General features: G+C 68.5%; 12 protein-coding genes and 2 pseudogenes. 8 read left to right on the forward strand and 6 right to left on the reverse strand.

All coding sequences use genetic code 11. The features are described from left to right. Position 1: 1 nt before the first annotated feature. Positions 2-913, forward strand: coding sequence for a LysR family transcriptional regulator (locus AB0412_RS11500; RefSeq protein WP_366402310.1), 912 nt, complete (start codon positions 2-4; stop codon positions 911-913). Here AB0412_RS11500 and AB0412_RS11505 read toward each other — a convergent pair. The 4 genes and pseudogenes from AB0412_RS11505 to AB0412_RS11520 all read right to left on the reverse strand — a co-directional run bounded on the left by AB0412_RS11505 (position 897) and on the right by AB0412_RS11520 (position 2,200). Next, positions 897-1,022, reverse strand: a complete 126-nt coding sequence (locus AB0412_RS11505; protein WP_366402338.1) for a hypothetical protein — start codon at positions 1,020-1,022, stop codon at positions 897-899. The genes AB0412_RS11500 and AB0412_RS11505 overlap by 17 nt on opposite strands. Positions 1,023-1,137: 115 nt before the next feature. Next, positions 1,138-1,337 (reverse strand): annotated as a pseudogene (locus AB0412_RS11510) (serine hydrolase); the annotation flags it as partial. A 21-nt stretch (positions 1,338-1,358) separates the two neighbouring features. Beyond that, positions 1,359-1,462, reverse strand: a pseudogene (locus AB0412_RS11515) (transposase); the annotation flags it as partial. A 120-nt stretch (positions 1,463-1,582) separates the two neighbouring features. Continuing rightward, entirely contained in the window at positions 1,583-2,200 is a 618-nt protein-coding gene (locus tag AB0412_RS11520) for a DUF1707 domain-containing protein (protein ID WP_366402311.1), read from the reverse strand. Positions 2,201-3,666: 1,466 nt separating this feature from the next. Here AB0412_RS11520 and AB0412_RS11525 point away from each other — a divergent pair. From AB0412_RS11525 to AB0412_RS11555, 7 genes are all read left to right on the forward strand, one after another. After that, on the forward strand, positions 3,667-5,850 hold the full coding sequence (locus AB0412_RS11525) for a DnaB-like helicase C-terminal domain-containing protein (protein ID WP_366402312.1): 2,184 nt from the start codon (positions 3,667-3,669) through the stop codon (positions 5,848-5,850). Then, entirely contained in the window at positions 5,850-6,422 is a 573-nt protein-coding gene (locus AB0412_RS11530) for a hypothetical protein (protein ID WP_366402313.1), read from the forward strand. Before AB0412_RS11525 ends, AB0412_RS11530 begins: the two co-directional genes overlap by 1 nt. Before the next feature lie 87 nt (positions 6,423-6,509). Beyond that, a complete protein-coding gene (locus AB0412_RS11535; RefSeq protein WP_366402314.1) occupies positions 6,510-6,911 on the forward strand; it encodes a hypothetical protein in 402 nt (133 codons plus the stop codon). 564 nt (positions 6,912-7,475) lie between these two features. Beyond that, positions 7,476-7,766: a transposase family protein gene (locus AB0412_RS11540; RefSeq protein WP_366402315.1), complete on the forward strand. Its 291-nt coding sequence runs from the start codon at positions 7,476-7,478 to the stop codon at positions 7,764-7,766. Further along, a complete protein-coding gene (locus tag AB0412_RS11545) occupies positions 7,756-8,085 on the forward strand; it encodes a hypothetical protein (RefSeq protein WP_366402316.1) in 330 nt (109 codons plus the stop codon). Before AB0412_RS11540 ends, AB0412_RS11545 begins: the two co-directional genes overlap by 11 nt. Positions 8,086-8,195: 110 nt before the next feature. Continuing rightward, positions 8,196-9,461, forward strand: a complete 1,266-nt coding sequence (locus AB0412_RS11550) for an IS701 family transposase (RefSeq protein ID WP_366402336.1) — start codon at positions 8,196-8,198, stop codon at positions 9,459-9,461. A gap of 202 nt (positions 9,462-9,663) precedes the next feature. After that, positions 9,664-10,884: an IS701 family transposase gene (locus AB0412_RS11555; protein ID WP_366402337.1), complete on the forward strand. Its 1,221-nt coding sequence runs from the start codon at positions 9,664-9,666 to the stop codon at positions 10,882-10,884. Between the two features lie 174 nt (positions 10,885-11,058). Here AB0412_RS11555 and AB0412_RS11560 read toward each other — a convergent pair whose 3' ends face one another. Together AB0412_RS11560 and AB0412_RS11565 are read right to left on the reverse strand one after the other, a co-directional pair. Then, on the reverse strand, positions 11,059-11,535 hold the full coding sequence (locus AB0412_RS11560) for a hypothetical protein (protein ID WP_366402317.1): 477 nt from the start codon (positions 11,533-11,535) through the stop codon (positions 11,059-11,061). A 1,488-nt stretch (positions 11,536-13,023) separates the two neighbouring features. Next, on the reverse strand, positions 13,024-15,141 hold the full coding sequence (locus tag AB0412_RS11565; protein ID WP_366402318.1) for a SpoIIE family protein phosphatase: 2,118 nt from the start codon (positions 15,139-15,141) through the stop codon (positions 13,024-13,026). Between the last annotated feature and the right edge of the window lie 301 nt (positions 15,142-15,442).

The raw sequence follows: 15,442 nt of genomic DNA on the forward strand, positions 1-15,442 counted from the left end.
GATGCTGGACCTGCGGCGGCTGGAGATCCTGCGCCGCTTCGCTGCCCTGGGCACCATCACTGCCACGGCCGCCGACCTGGGGTATTCGCCGTCGGCGATCTCCCAGCAACTGGCCGCTCTGGAAAGGGAGGCCGGCGTCGCGTTGATCGAGCGCACCGCCCAGCGTGCGAGCCTGACCGACGCGGGACGCGAACTGGCCGAGCACGCCGCACGCATCCTCGCCGCCGCGGAAACCGCCCAGAGCCGCATGCGCGCCCGCATCGGCACCGTCAGCGGCCGGGTGACCGTCAGCTGCATCCACGCCTTGGCCCCCGCTCTCGCTCCCTACCTGGCCGCGCTGCAGCGCGCGCACCCGGAGTTGAACGTCGTCGCTCACGAGACCGGTTCGACCACCGCCGCCGCAGCCGTTCTGGACCGCCGCTACGACCTCGCCGTCATCGACGACTGGTCCGCACACCCGCCAGCCGAGGACACCGGTCTGTCCGTCCACCGCCTGCGCCGCGAGGACATCGTCCTGGCGGTCCCGGCGGACCATCCGTTCGCCGAGCAGCCCCGCCCGGCCACCGCCGCGCGGCTGCGACAGATCGTCCACGACCACACCTGGCTGTGCGCCCCCGTCGGGCAGCTCTCCCGAGCCGCGGGCGACCGGTATCTGACCGCTATCGACGCCACACCCCCGCGGCGCTGGGAATTCGAAGGACTTCACATCCTGGCCGCGCTCGTCGCCACCGGTGCCGGCGTGGCTTTCCTGCCCGCCGGTCTCGCGCAGGAGCAACCAGGCGTCGCCGGACTGCGGCTGGCTCCCCGCATGCAGCGCACCATCCTGGCGCTCACCCGGACCACCACCCAGGAAGATCCCGCCATCACTGCCTGCCTCCACGCCGCACAACAGGCCCTCAGCAGCCGACGCTGAGCGGGAACGAGCTCGCTCGGCGCAGCGTGAGGGCTTGGACGCCGGCCGAGCCCATGACGCCGCCGGGCAGCAGCAGCTCCTCGAACTGTCCGCCCCAGTCGTCGCGCATGCTCACGGCTTGCTCGAGCGCCTGAGTGCCATCGTGCCGACGCGGCGCCGATTGGCCACAGGCGCAGGCCCCGTCGTCCCGCCCGGCGCTGCTTCGGTGAGGTGGGCGGTGGCCTGAGGAGTTCGCCCCGGTGGCCGAAGTAGTGGCCGCCGCAGGGCAGTGGGATCTGGGCCAGACCCAGTCCATACCTCACGCCCCCGCCGAGTTCGGGCGGGATGTCATCTCGTCGAGCTGCGCCGGAGCCAGCAGACGGCCTCCCAGCAGGGCGGCGCAGAACCGGTTCAGGTCGTGGGCGGTGCTGATGGTCGATCTGCTGGCGGCGCAGAGCGTGTCTGCGGTCTCCCGCGGGCCGTAGCGTTCGGGTATGTCCCGCCACGGTGAGCCCGTGCGAGCGCGCCACCAGATCCGTCGAAGACCTGCCGCCGATCCCGTGGCGGTCGCTCCGTCGGTATCGGCGGCAGCAGCCGCTCCAGTGGCGCCCACTGTTGTGCCGTCAGGTCCCCACGAGGCACGCCAAGATCGTTCCAGGTCTTGATCAACGCCTCGGCACCGCACGCGCCCTAGCCCTGCGTCGGGTTGCTGTGCAGCTTGCGCTGTTCCCGGTGGTTGGGGTGGCGGATGACCACTCCTCCCGGGCCACCGGACCCGGTGAGCCGGATCAGCGGAGTTCGCGGGAGCCGGTCGGATGTGGTCTCGTCCTTCAGGCCGCCGACGCCGGGATCCATGCCGCTGGTGTCCACGGTCCAGCCGTCGGGAATGACGATCGTGACACCAGATGTCTCCCCGTACGCCTCCACTGTGACCTCCGTGAGGCGGCACTCGACCCGGGTGAAGTCGATCTTCACGCCCCCCACGCCTCCGTGAGCGATCACATGCCTGGGAACGTCCCAGCGCCCGGGGCCCCGGGACGCGCCGAACATGCCGCCCTTGAGGACCAGCGGCGGCCGGTCCTCCGAGGATTGCGGCCTCGGCAAGTCTGCGGTCAGGACGGCCAGCTCGGCGTGAGTCCTGGACTTCAGTGCCTGCTCCAGGCGCGCATCCAGCTCATCGAGATCGATTCGCCCCTCGGCCGCCGCATCACGCAACTGCTCCACCACTGCTTCGCGGTCGTCGTCAGAGGCGCGCAGCTCGCCTGATGGCGTAGGGCGCGAAGAGGGCTCGGGAGGCCGGGCAGTCATGGTCGCAAGGATATGCAGCCAGCGGACTGAACGGTCTGGGACTGCACATCTCGAACACGGCCTGGCCCGCACACGGGCCGCAAGGAGGGGCGACATCGTCCTTCGCGTGGGCGGTGCCGAGGCCGGGGAGGCAAGGTGTCGAGAGCCTGCTGAGGGGGCGCGGCCGGCGTGAAGGTGAGCTCAGTGAGTCGGCGCAACGACCGTTCGATGTCTTCGTGACGACGTTCGATGAGCCCGTCGGTGACCAGCCCTACAGGTAGGGACTCATCCAGGCCGTGCCGATCCGAGCCATCGACCTGCGCAACGCGAGGAAGGCGGAGGACGAACTACCGCGTCCTGCGGGAGCGGAGAGCCGGACACGGCAGGCGGCCTGGTGCCCGCCGCCCATCGCGGCGCTCCGGCCGTCGCCGCCGTTCACGCCTGGCGTTCGGCGTTCTGGCGCATGCCCTGCCTGCGTGACGGCCTGGCCCAGCGCGGTGGCAGCCACGGAGCTTTCGCGCGCCCCCTCACTCGTCATGCCACGACCTCCCGCGCGCGGGTCCGGGACCGTGGGCAGGACGGTAGCCGTGGCCTGGCGCGCGTGCCAGAGTCTCGTGGGGCGTTCCCGGTGAAGCGCCGACCCGGGGCACGCGTGCCCGCCGAATGCCGCGGCTGCCCTACGCGTGGGCCGCCGAGGCGTTCCCGCGCTGACGCCGTCTGCAGCCACCGGCCGACAGGTCAAGCCGGACCCCCGGCCGCCGGGGCTGGCCTCACCACACTCGTGATGCTTCGCGCGCGCTCTCCGCACCCGCTGCCGGAGACTTCTGCCCTGCCTTGACGCCGACGGCGTGGCGGTAGCGCGGCGAGAAGGTGGCGACGCTGGGTGTGGCTGACGGTGCAGTGCTGACCTGGTACTTCGGCGAGATGCCGTCGCTCGCCGGGCGGAGCAGGAGACGGGACGGGCGGGGCTGACCTTCGTTCTGCCCTCCGCAGCACTTGAGCGTTCGACCAGCGATAAGTGAGTGGGAATGACGGAAAACTGTGTGACTATGTCCGATTGGATGAGTGAAGGCTGTTACCATACAGGAGAGTTGGAGGGCTTTGGAGGATGAGTGGATCAAAGTCAGTCGTCACGGGCGGATGCCGCGGTGAACGCGACCGCAGCCCGCAGCGCGCTGTACTCACTGGTGAGGCTCGCCGAAGATGAAGGCCGGACTACGTTGATCCACAAGCGGCAGGATCGCGCTCTGCTGGCGCCGCTGGACCGGTTTCCGGCAGCCCGCAAGGCTGACGCATTCCCGGCTCATGTGCTGAGCGCAGCACAGAAGGATTTCGGTGACCTCGTCACACGGGCGGCTCAGGGGCAGCCCCAGGTACTCCTGCGGAACACCACTCCGGTCGCGGTACTGCTGCCCGTTGACGCGGTCTCCGCTCCACACTCATCACTTCCAGCCACGCCCACAGGCCCGGCGCCCACAGGAGATGCGGTGAACAGCCAAGGCAATCCGGACCGCGACAGTACCCCTCGAAGGCTCGCCACGCTGGGCGACGCCATCGGCGCCGTACTCACCTCCGGTCAGGCCACCGGCCCTCTGTTCGGACTGTCCGGCCTCGACGCCGCGACGGGCGGCTTGCCGTCCGGTCGGCTGACACTGGTGGCGGCGGCCCCGAACGTCGGTGGGAGCCTGCTGGGGCTGGCCGCCGCACGACAGACCGCGCTCGTCGACGGCCGCAAGGTCCTGTACGCAGCATCGGGCCCGAACCGGGCCGACATCATGCGCCGCATACTCGCCGCTGAGACCGGCGGCGACTACCCGCGTCTGAAGCAGGGCCGCCTCACCGAGCGCGAGCAGCAGGTCGCCCAGCAACTTGTCCAGGCGCCCCTGCTGATCGACGACGGCAGTGAACTGACGGCCGAGGCCATCGCGGAGACCGCCCCTCACGTTGAGGACCTGGCCCTCGTGGTCGTGGACCGGTTCCAGGCCACGCCTAGCGCCCGTCTGCCGTTGTCCGGCGACCGTCTGCCGCCTGCCTCTCAGGTCCTGGCCTCCCTCGCCCGCACGCTGCACGTCCCGGTCCTGGCCATCGTCGACAGCGATGACCCGGCGCTGCTCGGTCTCCTCGATGCCGACGTCCTGGTGAGGCTCACGCCCACTGAGGACCCGTTCAAGGTCCAGGTGACGGTCACGGAGCGCGACTTCGGCGCGATCGGCTCGGCGTATCTGCGGCCCGACCTGCTGCACGCCCGCTTCCTCGACGCCGGAGCCGTACCCCCCGACCGCACCCACAGCCCGACGCCCTCGCCGACCGCCGCAGGAACGGCTGCTGCGAGGGAACTGGCCGAAGCCGCTCTCCCCTACACCTCCGGCGGACACCAGGGCATTCCCGCCGCCCTCACCCACGAGCTGGCGGCATGGCGGACCGCAGTCGTCGGCGGCGACCAGGAAGCCCTCAAGAGCATCCTGCCGTCGTTGCTCCAGGCCGCCGCGGCGGTCTCGCGGATGCCGGATACCGCCGAGGGACACCGCCTCGCCGCCGCGCTGCAGGCGTACCGCACACCGATGTCCCCTGACTCCGCCGCAAGTGCCGGGCAGGCCGCTGCTGCCGGTGCCACAGCACTCGCCCCGGCAGACCGTGGGCAGGAGCCAGACGAGCTGGCGAAGGACGAGGAAGACAGCCAGGACGATCTGGCGCCGGGGGATGAGGGGGACGAGCCCGAGGGCCACGTCTTCCCCGCCCTGAGGATCCTCAGGGATGCGGTCGACCGCTCGAAGATGCACCCGATCCCGGTCATCCGCACCGAGGAACGCGACAGTGGCCCGTGGCCCCTGATCAGCGAGGACATGGACGGCGAGCCCCGCTGGGTGCACCCCGACGTCACCCTCACCCGCGTCGCTCACACCAAGGCGAACGGCAAGCGCGTGCGGCGTGACAAGCTCGACGTGCCCGCCTCATTCGGCGAGGGCGTGATGTGCCTGATCGACCGGAACGGTAGCTATCCCTCCGCCTGTTCGGCCGTCCCTCTGGCCCCGAACAAGCTTCTGCACACCGGCCCGCTCGACGCGTTCGACAAGACGAAGGCCGGCATCTACCTCATCGACATCCCGGAGTGGAACCGCACCGACATGCCGCACCCCCTGGGGCGGATCATCGAACGACCCGACGACCAGGGCCGCGTATGGGTGACCACCCCTCACATCAGGCAGCTGGAGAAACTCGTCCGCGAAGGCCACCTCGAGGCCGCGCCGACCATCCACGACTCGTGGACCGGGAAGGCCAATGAGTCGCTCTTCAAGCCCTTCTATGAGGCCACCCGCAAGGCACGGACCGAACTCATCCAGGTCGGCGGCGAGCCCTACAAGGCATACAAGACGCGCCTTTCCATCGCGCTGCGCCTGCTGTGGCCCAAGCGTCAGGAACAGAAGTCTCCGTTCTGGCGGCCCGACTGGCGCATGAGCATGGTGGCCGAGGCGTCCGTCCGTCACTGGAGCGTGGCTTTCAGAGCCGTCCAGCAAGGCCACACGCTCCTCGCACTGCGCAACGTCGACGCGGCCGTCTTCTGGACGCCTCCCGGCACGCCGCCTGCCACGTACCGGGTCGGAACCGGCTTCGGTGAAGTGAAGGCCAAGTTCGTTCAGCGCGGCGAGATCATCCCTGAGGGCGACGACTGATGGCGGGACCCACCGGCCACGGCCGCTCCCTGGGCGCCGCACTGAGCAGTCTCCTGCGCTCCCAGGTCACCCCCCGCCACCGGCTGTCCACCTACACCGCCAAGCACTGGCACGCCCAGCTCAGCCAGCTCACCGCAACCCACCGCGGCTACCAGGCCCTGGCGGACGCCGGCCTCCACGTCACCACCAAGACCCTGATCAACTGGCTGTCCGACCCCGAGTACAACATCCGCCGCAGCTACCGTGACCTCATCCACACCGCCTACGAGAACGCCGCCGTCGTCCCCGCCGACCCCATCCCCGACCGCTTCAAGAACGGCCAGTTCGAGATCAGCGGCCTGGTGAAGACGGGCGACGACGAACGCGAGCGCGGCAACCGGCGGGCGGCACCGCTGCGCATCGACGGCAGCAGGGGCTACTGGGACGCGATCGAGGAACTCTGGCTGGCCGGCGAGCTCACCGACGACGACTTCGAGGATCACTTCATCGACGACATCATCGTGGCGGACATCGGCGAAGGCACCGATGGATGGGAATTCCCCGGCGCCGTGTACGCCGTTGAACTCAGGTGACAGCCTGCTGGATTCGACGCCCCTGTTCTGTAGCCACAGAGTCGACGCGTGGTCTGGGGCGATGACCTGTGCGGAAGAGGGAGCTGGATGAGCATGGTGTGGGCGGCGACGTCGCCGGAATCGGGACGGTTCGATCCGGTGGAGAGACGTTCAGAGATGAAGGAACTGTCAGACCGCTTCAACGACCTGCGTTCCAGTGGCCAGGGGTACGTCGAGGTTCGGTCGTCGTACAGGGAGTTCCCGGTGGTGATGCTGGCCTTCCGAGAAGGTCATGCGGTCGTCCAACTGATGAGTGATGCTGAGCGGATGTCTCTGCTCGTGGGTGACGGCACCGTGCCCTCGGGTACCGAGGTCGAAGTTCCGATCATGGACGACCTCGCTGTGTTCACGGGTGACTTTGTCCTGGATGCCGATCGGGCGTGGGACCTGATGCACGACTTCCTCCAGACGTGGACGGTCAGTCATCTGGGGGAGTGGTGTGAGGTGTAGCCAAGACGTCCCCTGACAGGGCTGTAGCTCCTTCTCAGGGCGGCGTTGAACGGGAGGTTACTCATCGACAGGCTGTCTGAGGTGGTCGAAGATCTGCTTGTGACTGACGACGACCTCATCCTGGCTGTCCGTGCGCATGTCGCAGACCGGGAACTGCCAGACCCTGCGTCCGCGGAGGACATCAGGGCGGCCGGACAGATGGTGGGGCACCCTATGCCCCGGCTCCTGCGGAGGTTCTACCTCGAGGTCGCCAACGGCGGCTTCGGGCCATGGGGGGTGGTGTCCTGACGGACACGGGCGACTGGTTCAGCGACCAGGGCTGATGCGTTCTCGGCCGGTGAGATGAGTTGATCGCCTGTGTCGGCGCCGCTGTCCGTGGTTCGCCTGGTTCAAGCGACGAGAGACGCGACCCCCGATGATCATGGTTGTCGAAGCCTTTGATCACGAACAGGGGTCGCGTTTGTGTGCCATCTTCAATGATCGGTGTCCTGCAGCGCCCACTGAGAGGACATCGACTCCGCCTGCCCGGATACGGAACCGCAGCAGTTCACCTCCCTCGCCGAGGTGCTGGGGCGGATACCCGATCCCGCCGGGTCCGGGGCCCGTCGCTACCGCTTGGGCTCCCTGCTCGCGCTGTGCCTGGTCGCCGTCCTCGGCGGAGCTACGTCCCCGGCCGCCGTCGGCCGCTTCGCCGCCGATACCGACTACGACCTGCGCGAACAACTCGGACTGACCTCCAATGCGCCGAACGCATCCACACTGGAACGGCTCCTTGCCCGTCTAATACTCCAGTGTGGTTTCGTGATCGGCGGCTCTGTCAGTGCTTCCTCGTACGGTGCTGTGCATGGGGTATGAACTGCACATCACGCGGCGTGACGACTGGTGGGACGAGGAGGGCTCTGAGATCAGTCGGCAGGAGTGGGAGTGCGTTGTTGCCGCCGATCCCGATCTGGTCATGCAGCCCATCCCCGATGGCTGGCCCGGCGATGCCTTTTCCTCGGCTTTGATGACGACGCGGTCGGAACGGGAGGACGGGATCGAGGTGCTGCACTGGGATCAGGGCTTGGTCAGCGCCAAGCACCCGAGCGACGTGTTGATTGCCAAGATGTGTGAGCTTGCCAGGCTCTTGGAGGCTCGAGTGCAAGGCGACGACGGTGAGTACTACGGCAGTTGAGCGCGGCCACTGCGAGATGATCAAGGGTTGTGTGGACTCTTGAAGATCGTGCGGTGGCCGCGGACCACAGCATAGGTGCAGCCCGTTGGCGGGCGATGTTCGACCAGGCCATGTCGAGGATCGCTGGCCGTTTCCGCCGGGTCGAGCCGAGAGCGACGGCCCGCGCCTACCTGTTCGGACTACTCTCCGGCGTCGACCGGAAGAACTGCTGGCGGCTGGCCGAACAGGCTGGCCATGCCCGCCCTGGACCGATGCAGCGCCTGCTACGAACCGCGCGCTGGAGTGCCGATGAGGTCCGCGACGACGTCCGTGCCTACGTCGTCGAGCATCTCGGCGCCGACGACGCCGTGCTGATCGTCGACGAGACCGGATTTTTGAAGAAGGGCCGCGGTTCGGCCGGGGTTCAGCGGCAGTACACCGGAACTGCCGGACGGATCGAGAACAGCCAGGTCGGCGTGTTCCTCGCCTACGCCTCCCGTCACGGGCGGGCCTTGATAGACCGCCGTCTGTATCTGCCAGAGCAAGCCTGGGGCCAGGACGGCGAGCGCCGGGCCGGGGCCGGCGTCCCCGACCACGTGGCCTTCGCGACCAAGCCCGCCCTGGCCGGGCGGATGATCGAGGCTGCGCTGGACGCCGGGATCACCACCTCATGGGCGACCGGCGACGAGGCCTACGGCCAGGATCCGGGCCTGCGGGCGCTGCTGGAATCCCGCCGGATCGGCTACGTCCTCGCCGTCGCGTGCAGCACTCGGGTGCGGATCAATCAGGACCGCTCCACACTCCGAGCGGATGTCGCCGCCGATTACCTGCCCGCCTCGGCCTGGCACCGGCAAAGTGCCGGAGCCGGAGCGAAGGGCCCCCGCTCCTACGACTGGGCCTGGATCGATATCGGCGCTGACGGTCACCGCCACCTACTGATCCGCCGCAACCCCACCAGCGGCGAATTTGCCTTCTACCTCTGCTGGGCCCCACAGCGAGTGCCACTGTCTGAGCTGGTCCGGGTCGCCGGCACCAGGTGGTGCATCGAAGAGTGCTTCCAGGCGGCGAAGGGCCAGGTCGGATTGGACCACTACCAGGTCCGCCACTGGACCGCATGGCACCGGCACATCACCCTGGCCATGCTCGCGCTGGCCTTCCTCACCGTCCTGGCTGCCGACGCAAGGCCGACCCGACCGGCCGAGTCGAACCGCCCCGCCCGGAGCAGCGAACCGATCGACCTGACCGTGTCTGAGATCCGCCACCTGCTCGGGGCACTGCTGATCCCACTCACCACCCTGAACAAGCTGTTGGCCTGGTCGACCTGGCGCAGGCTCCATCAGGCCACAGCTCGCCGGAGCCATTACCGACGACGGATCTCCGCCCCCTCCACCACATAGATCACAAAACCGCACTGGAGTACTAATACTCCAGCAGCACTTTGATGTTTCCCCTGTTCAGGGGCGGTTTGGGTGAGTGTAGAGGGTTGCGTGGCGGTCCGTGTTCTCTTTCCCAGACCGCCCCTCGAACGTGTGCAGCCGCCGCTGATAGTGACAGCGGTCCGGGCAGCCTCCCGGCGTGATCGACGAGCGTGCAGTTGAGATCTGGAACGACGAGCTCGAGGAACTGTTCCTGCGTACTGGCCACCGCTTCAAGCGCGTCGAGCCACGTCGCCGGATGCGTGACTACATCCGTGGACTACTGGGCCCGGTCGGCCGCAAAAACGGCTGGCAGCTGGCCGAATACGCGGGACACCGCACACCCGACCGCCTCCAGCGGCTCCTCAACGGCGCCCGCTGGAGCGCCGATGAGCTCCGCGACGACCTTCAGCACTACGTAGCCGAACGACTCGGTGAACCCGACGGGATCCTCATCCTCGACGACACCGGCTTCCTTAAAAAGGGCACCACCTCGGCCGGCGTGCAGCGCCAGTACTCCGGCACCGCCGGCCGCACTGAGAACTGCCAGATCGGCGTGTTCGCCGCCTACGCCACCAGGAAAGGGCGCGCCCTGGTGGACCGAGAGTTGTACCTGCCGAAGTCCTGGACCGACGACCGCGACCGCTGCCGCGCCGCCCACATCCCCGACGAGCGGACCTTCGCCACCAAGCCCGACCTGGCCAAGGCGATGGTCCTGCGGGCAATCTCCTCGCCACTGCCGATCGCCTGGGTGACTGCGGACTCCGCCTACGGCCAGGAATGTCGGCTGCGCCGCATACTGGAGGAGATCGGCCTGGGCTATGTGCTCGCGGTCCCCAAGTCCCAGCAGGTGCCTCACTTCGGACGCATCGACCATCTCTTCTCCCAGGCACCTGACGAAGCGTGGGAGAGACACTCGTGCGGTGACGGCGCCAAGGGCCCGCGCATCTATCATTGGGCCGCCCTGCAGATCACCTCCATCGAGAACTTCGATGGCGAGATGCCCACCCACCAGCGGTGGGCACTGGCACGCCGCAGCATCAGCAAGCCCGATGAGATCGCCTACTTCCTCGCCCACGCACCGCTCGGCACCACGGTCGAGCACCTGGTCCGCGTCGCCGGGACGCGCTGGGCCATCGAGGAAGCCTTCCAGGCTGCCAAGAACGAATGCGGCCTCGACCAGTACGAAGTCCGCCGCTACACCGGCTGGATGCGGCACGTCACCCTGGCCATGCTGGCACATGCCTTCCTGGCCGTCATGGCAGCCGATGCTGCGGCAAAAGGGGCAGCAGAAACGGTTCCTGCCTCGCGCCCCTCACCGTGGCAGAAGTTCGGCGGCTCCTGGCAACTGGCCACCCACCCTCCACACGCGCTCATCAGTCCCTCATCAGCGCACGCGCACTGAGGTGGTCACACTGGCGCCGACGGCGCCAAGCCGTCGCCCGCCGCTGTCACTATCAGCGGCGGCTGCACACGTTCGAGGGGCGGTCTGGGAAAGAGAACACGGACCGCCACGCAACCCTCTACACTCACCCAAACCGCCCCTGAACAGGGGAAACATCAAAGTGCTGCTGGAGTACTAAACGGCGACGCGCTCGACGACGCCGTGGGCGCCTGGCTCGCCCGGTACGCCACGGACCCGGTCGACGAACCCGGCGACACGCTGGTCGGCCTGGCCGTCGACGGCAAGACCGTGCGCGGATCCCGCACCGACGGCGCAGCCGTCCACCTGCTCGCCGCCGCGCTGCACGCCTGCCAGACCGTGATCGCCCGGCGTCAGATCGCCGCGAAGAGCAATGAAATCCCTGCCTCTGCCCCGCTGCTGGACCGGATCGACCTGCGCGGTGTCGTCGTCACCGCAGATGCGATGCACACGTAGCGCGCCCACGCCGGACACGTCATGGCCGCCGGCGGCCACTACCTCCTGGTGATCGAGGGGAATCAGAAGAAGCTGCGCAATCAGCTGCCACACCTGCCGTGGCGTCAGATCCCCCTGCAGGCCCGCGCCATCGGAGCCGCGCACGGCCGCCGCGAGGTCCGCCGCCTGAAGAGGCACCGTCCGTCCCGCCCTGCCCTTCCCGTACGCCGCCCACGCAATGGAGATCAAGCGTCGCCGCACCGACCGGAAGACCGGCAAGGTCGAGATGAAGACCGTCTACGCGGTCACCAGCCTCCCGCCCGAACAGGCCAGCCCGGCGTAACTCGCCGAACTCGTCAAGAATCATCGGTCAGTTGAGGCCCTGCACCACGTCAGAGACGTGACCTTCGGTGAGGGCGCCTCGGGCATACGCACCGGCACCGCACCCCGCGCCATGGCCACCCTGCGTAATCTAGCCATCAGACTCGTGCGCCGAGCGGGCTGGACCAACATCGCCGCGGCAGCCGATCACTACCGGTCACGGCCCCAGCACGGGACAGCCATGCTCCGACTCACAGCCAACGCATCGCCCCTGGCTTGGGGAATGCCACGGGCTGGGGCGAAGGGGCACACCGGCACCAGGTTTAGATTAATAAGGGGATGGACGAGTTCCTCACCGATCCCGACGGCTGATGGAGGCAGTACCGGTCCCTCGGACCCGCTGTCCTTGGATGTGTGCCGTGGCTGGATGACCCGGCTCTCCTGAGCGCGATCGACCGATTCCTGTCGGCGTGCGTGGTCGTCACGAAGCAGGAGCTGAAGAAGCGGGGCAGGGAGAGGTTCGAGCGGCTCAAGCAGTACGCCCAACAGGGCAATGGCTTCCCCTCTGACGTCTTCGCCGAGATGACGGAGCTCATGCTCTGCCCCCCATATGCCCAGGCCGCAAGCGTGGCGTCACTGCACCGGTTGCGTACGACACGGCGGTGCCCAGGTGGGTGCGCGCCCCGGCCGGGTCGTCCAGGTGGAAAGCTAAGTTGCTCAGCAGCCCTGAGAGCCGGCCGACCTGGCGGTGCAGCTCGGTGCCCTCCGAGCCGGGAGAGAGCAGCCTGGCCAGCAGTGTGCGGGCCACGTGGACCTCCCGAAACAGCACCGGGACGGGTGCTTCCTGTAGTTGAGGTGGTAGTGGTCGGCGGCGGCTTCCGCGACTTCGTCGACCAGCGGACTGCCCTCGGGTTCTGCCAGGAGCGCGAGCTGGAGGGACTCTCTGACCGAGGGGAGCCCCGCGTCGGTGGTCATCGGATCCGCCCCTTCCTGCTATGCGGCAGCGAGCTGGAGGAGTTCCGGAACGCCTTGGGCGTCCTGGTAGTGCTGGAAGCGGGAGAAGGTCGTCGACAAGCTGCACGCACCGGGGTGCTCCGATGCGACGTGCCAGGAGCAGTGATTTGGTAGCAGCGGCCGCCGCGGGCTCGGGTTCCTTCAGATCGAGGTAGCTCGCGGCACGGTAGGCGAGAAACACCCCGCGGGTCTGGTCCCGGGCTGGGGGCAGCGGCCTTCGCCTTCCGTAATCAGCCGGTGAGCGCGGCCGATGTCGCCGAGGCCCAGGAGGGCCTGGCCGGAGTCCACGGCGAGATCGGCTTCGGATACGCTGATCAACGCCAGCCACCAGGTGATCACGAACGGCCCCAGCTATCGGCCCAACAAGCGACCGAAGTCGTCATTGTCAGGGGCAGATTGAAGGTTGATGAGCAGCAGGGCGATGTCGTCGCTGGGTGCGGGGGCGTGCCGGATGAGGTCGTCGGCCATGGCATCGAGGTCGGTCGGATCCGCTAGTTCGACGAGTCCGGCCAGGGCGGCGGTGGCATCGTCGAGGTCGACTCCAGGCGCCTCGACGAGTCCGTCCGTGTAGAGGACGAGCACACCGTCGCGCGGCAGGCCGCATTCCAGTACAGGGTACTGGGTGTCCGGGTCGATGCCGAGGAGCAGTCCGGGTGGGACGTCGAGGAGTTTGGTGTGTCCGTCCGCGTGGCGCAGCAGGGGGGGCGGGTGTCCGGCGGTGGCCAGGCAGGCACGTCGTCGGCCGAGGTCCAGGTGGGCATAGAGGCAACTGCTGAACAGGCCGGGGTCGAGGTCAGTGAGGAGGCGGTTGGTGCTGGCCAGGACGTGGTCCGGTGATGCGCCGACGGTGGCGTGGGCGTGAACGGCGGTGCGGACCTGCCCCATGAGGGCGGCGGCGTCCACATTGTGGCCCTGTACGTCGCCGATCGCGGCCGCCGCGGTGTGCTCGTCGAGGCGGATGAGGTCGTAGAAGTCGCCGCCGATGCCCAGGCCGCGAGCGGCGGGCAGGTAGCGTGCGGCGACCTGCAGGCCGGGAACGCGTGGCAGGTTGTGGGGCAGGAGAGCGGACTGCAGGCGATGGGCGAGATTGTGTTTGCTGTCGTAGAGGCGGGCACGGTCCAGGGCCTGGCCGATCAGGCCGGCCAGGGAGGTGAGGACGGCGCGTTCGCTGGGCGGGAAGGGATGGGGCCGGTCGTAGGCGAGGAGGAGGGAGCCGATGGGGCGGCCGGAGGCGATCAGCGGCAGCACAGCACAGGCGGCCATGTCGTCCTCGTGCGCGGTGGCCGGGTAGGAGCGCTTCAGGTCGGCGAAGGTCGGGAAGAACCCGGGGACGCCGGTGGTCAGGACCCTGACGGCGGGGATGTCCGCGCTCAGGGGGGATGCGTGGAAGCGGTTCATCAGTTCGGTGCTGTAGCCGCGGTAGCCGAGGATCTTCAGGCGTCCGTCCTCGGCGGTCATCAGCACCATGCCCTGTGCACCGAGAGCGGGCATGAGCTGGTCGGCGGTCTGGTCGACCACGTCCTGCACGCCGACGGCCTCGGTGAGGTTGGTGGCCAGATGCATCAGGTGATATAGCACGGTGGCTCGGCCTGGGCCCGCAGCAGGTGCTGTCGTTGGGGCACGGGGGTCCTGGGCCTTGTCGGCGGGGTGGGACTTGCTGGCGGGGGTGATGCGGACGCTGATGCCGGAGGAGTCCGGGTGCAGCTCGAACGACAACCACGCGTCCGGCGGGCGCAGAACCGTGAAGGCCTGGGGTTGCTGGCTGATCAGGGCGGCACGGTACCGGTCCTCGACATGGGGCACGTCCATCCACGGCAACGCCTCCCAGGGCAGGGCGCCCAGCAGGTCGCCCGCGTCGGCACCGACAAGATCGGCGGCGGCCGGGCTGATGAAGGTGATCCGGCCCCTCAGATCCAGTGCGCAAGCCCCTTCGGGCAGACGGTCGAGGAATGCCGCGATCGCCTGTGCCTCAGCGGGTGGGACGGTCCGACCCGGTGACGGCGGCACGGTGCGCGGCCGGGCTGGGGGCACCGGCGGGTCACCGCGGTCCGCGGCCTGTTGCCAGAGTTCGCCCAGGCGGCGGCAGCCCGTTTGGACGGCGTCCTGCTCGTCACGGCTGAGCTGCGGCGGGTGATCAGCGGACCACACGAGCACCAGCCCACCCCAGACCGTGGCGCCGGAAGCGACCGGAACGGCCGCCAGCAGGAAGTCGTAAGGCAGTACGAGTGCCGGCCGCGGGTAATGGCGCGCCATCTCCTCCCGGCCACCGATCCATATCAGGCGACGCTCGCGCACAGCGTCCGCCACCGGCACCGGCTCGGTCACCGCCACCCGCGTCCACGGGGCGACGATCTCATACGGCCCCGTCGTCACGGCCAGCCACAATGCGTCCCCCTCCGGCGCCAGGACATACAGCAAACCCCAGGAAGCACGACTCTCGCGCACCACATCGGCCAACGCGGTGTCCATCAGCTACCCGCCCGAACCCTTTGGCCTGTCAGCGGCGTCGCGCTCGCAGGCCACCTGCCCGTGTGCCGTCCGGCACACGGGCAGCCGAGTCCCGCCGGTTCCTGCGGGGCGCACCACATGAGCCACACTAAACATCCCCATAACCGGACGATACGCCACCCTGCCGGGTAAGGCAGTCATGCCCCTTGTCATGGCGCAGCCGTCTTACTGGCTCTAACAAAAGCTGCTGATCATGAGACTGTCGGCCCTTTTGCTCGTAGGTCTGGGTATGGGAAACCGTCAGTCGCGGCCGTGGGTCGTG

Source organism: Streptomyces sp. NPDC052012, assembly GCF_040689265.1.
Taxonomy (GTDB): domain Bacteria; phylum Actinomycetota; class Actinomycetes; order Streptomycetales; family Streptomycetaceae; genus Streptomyces.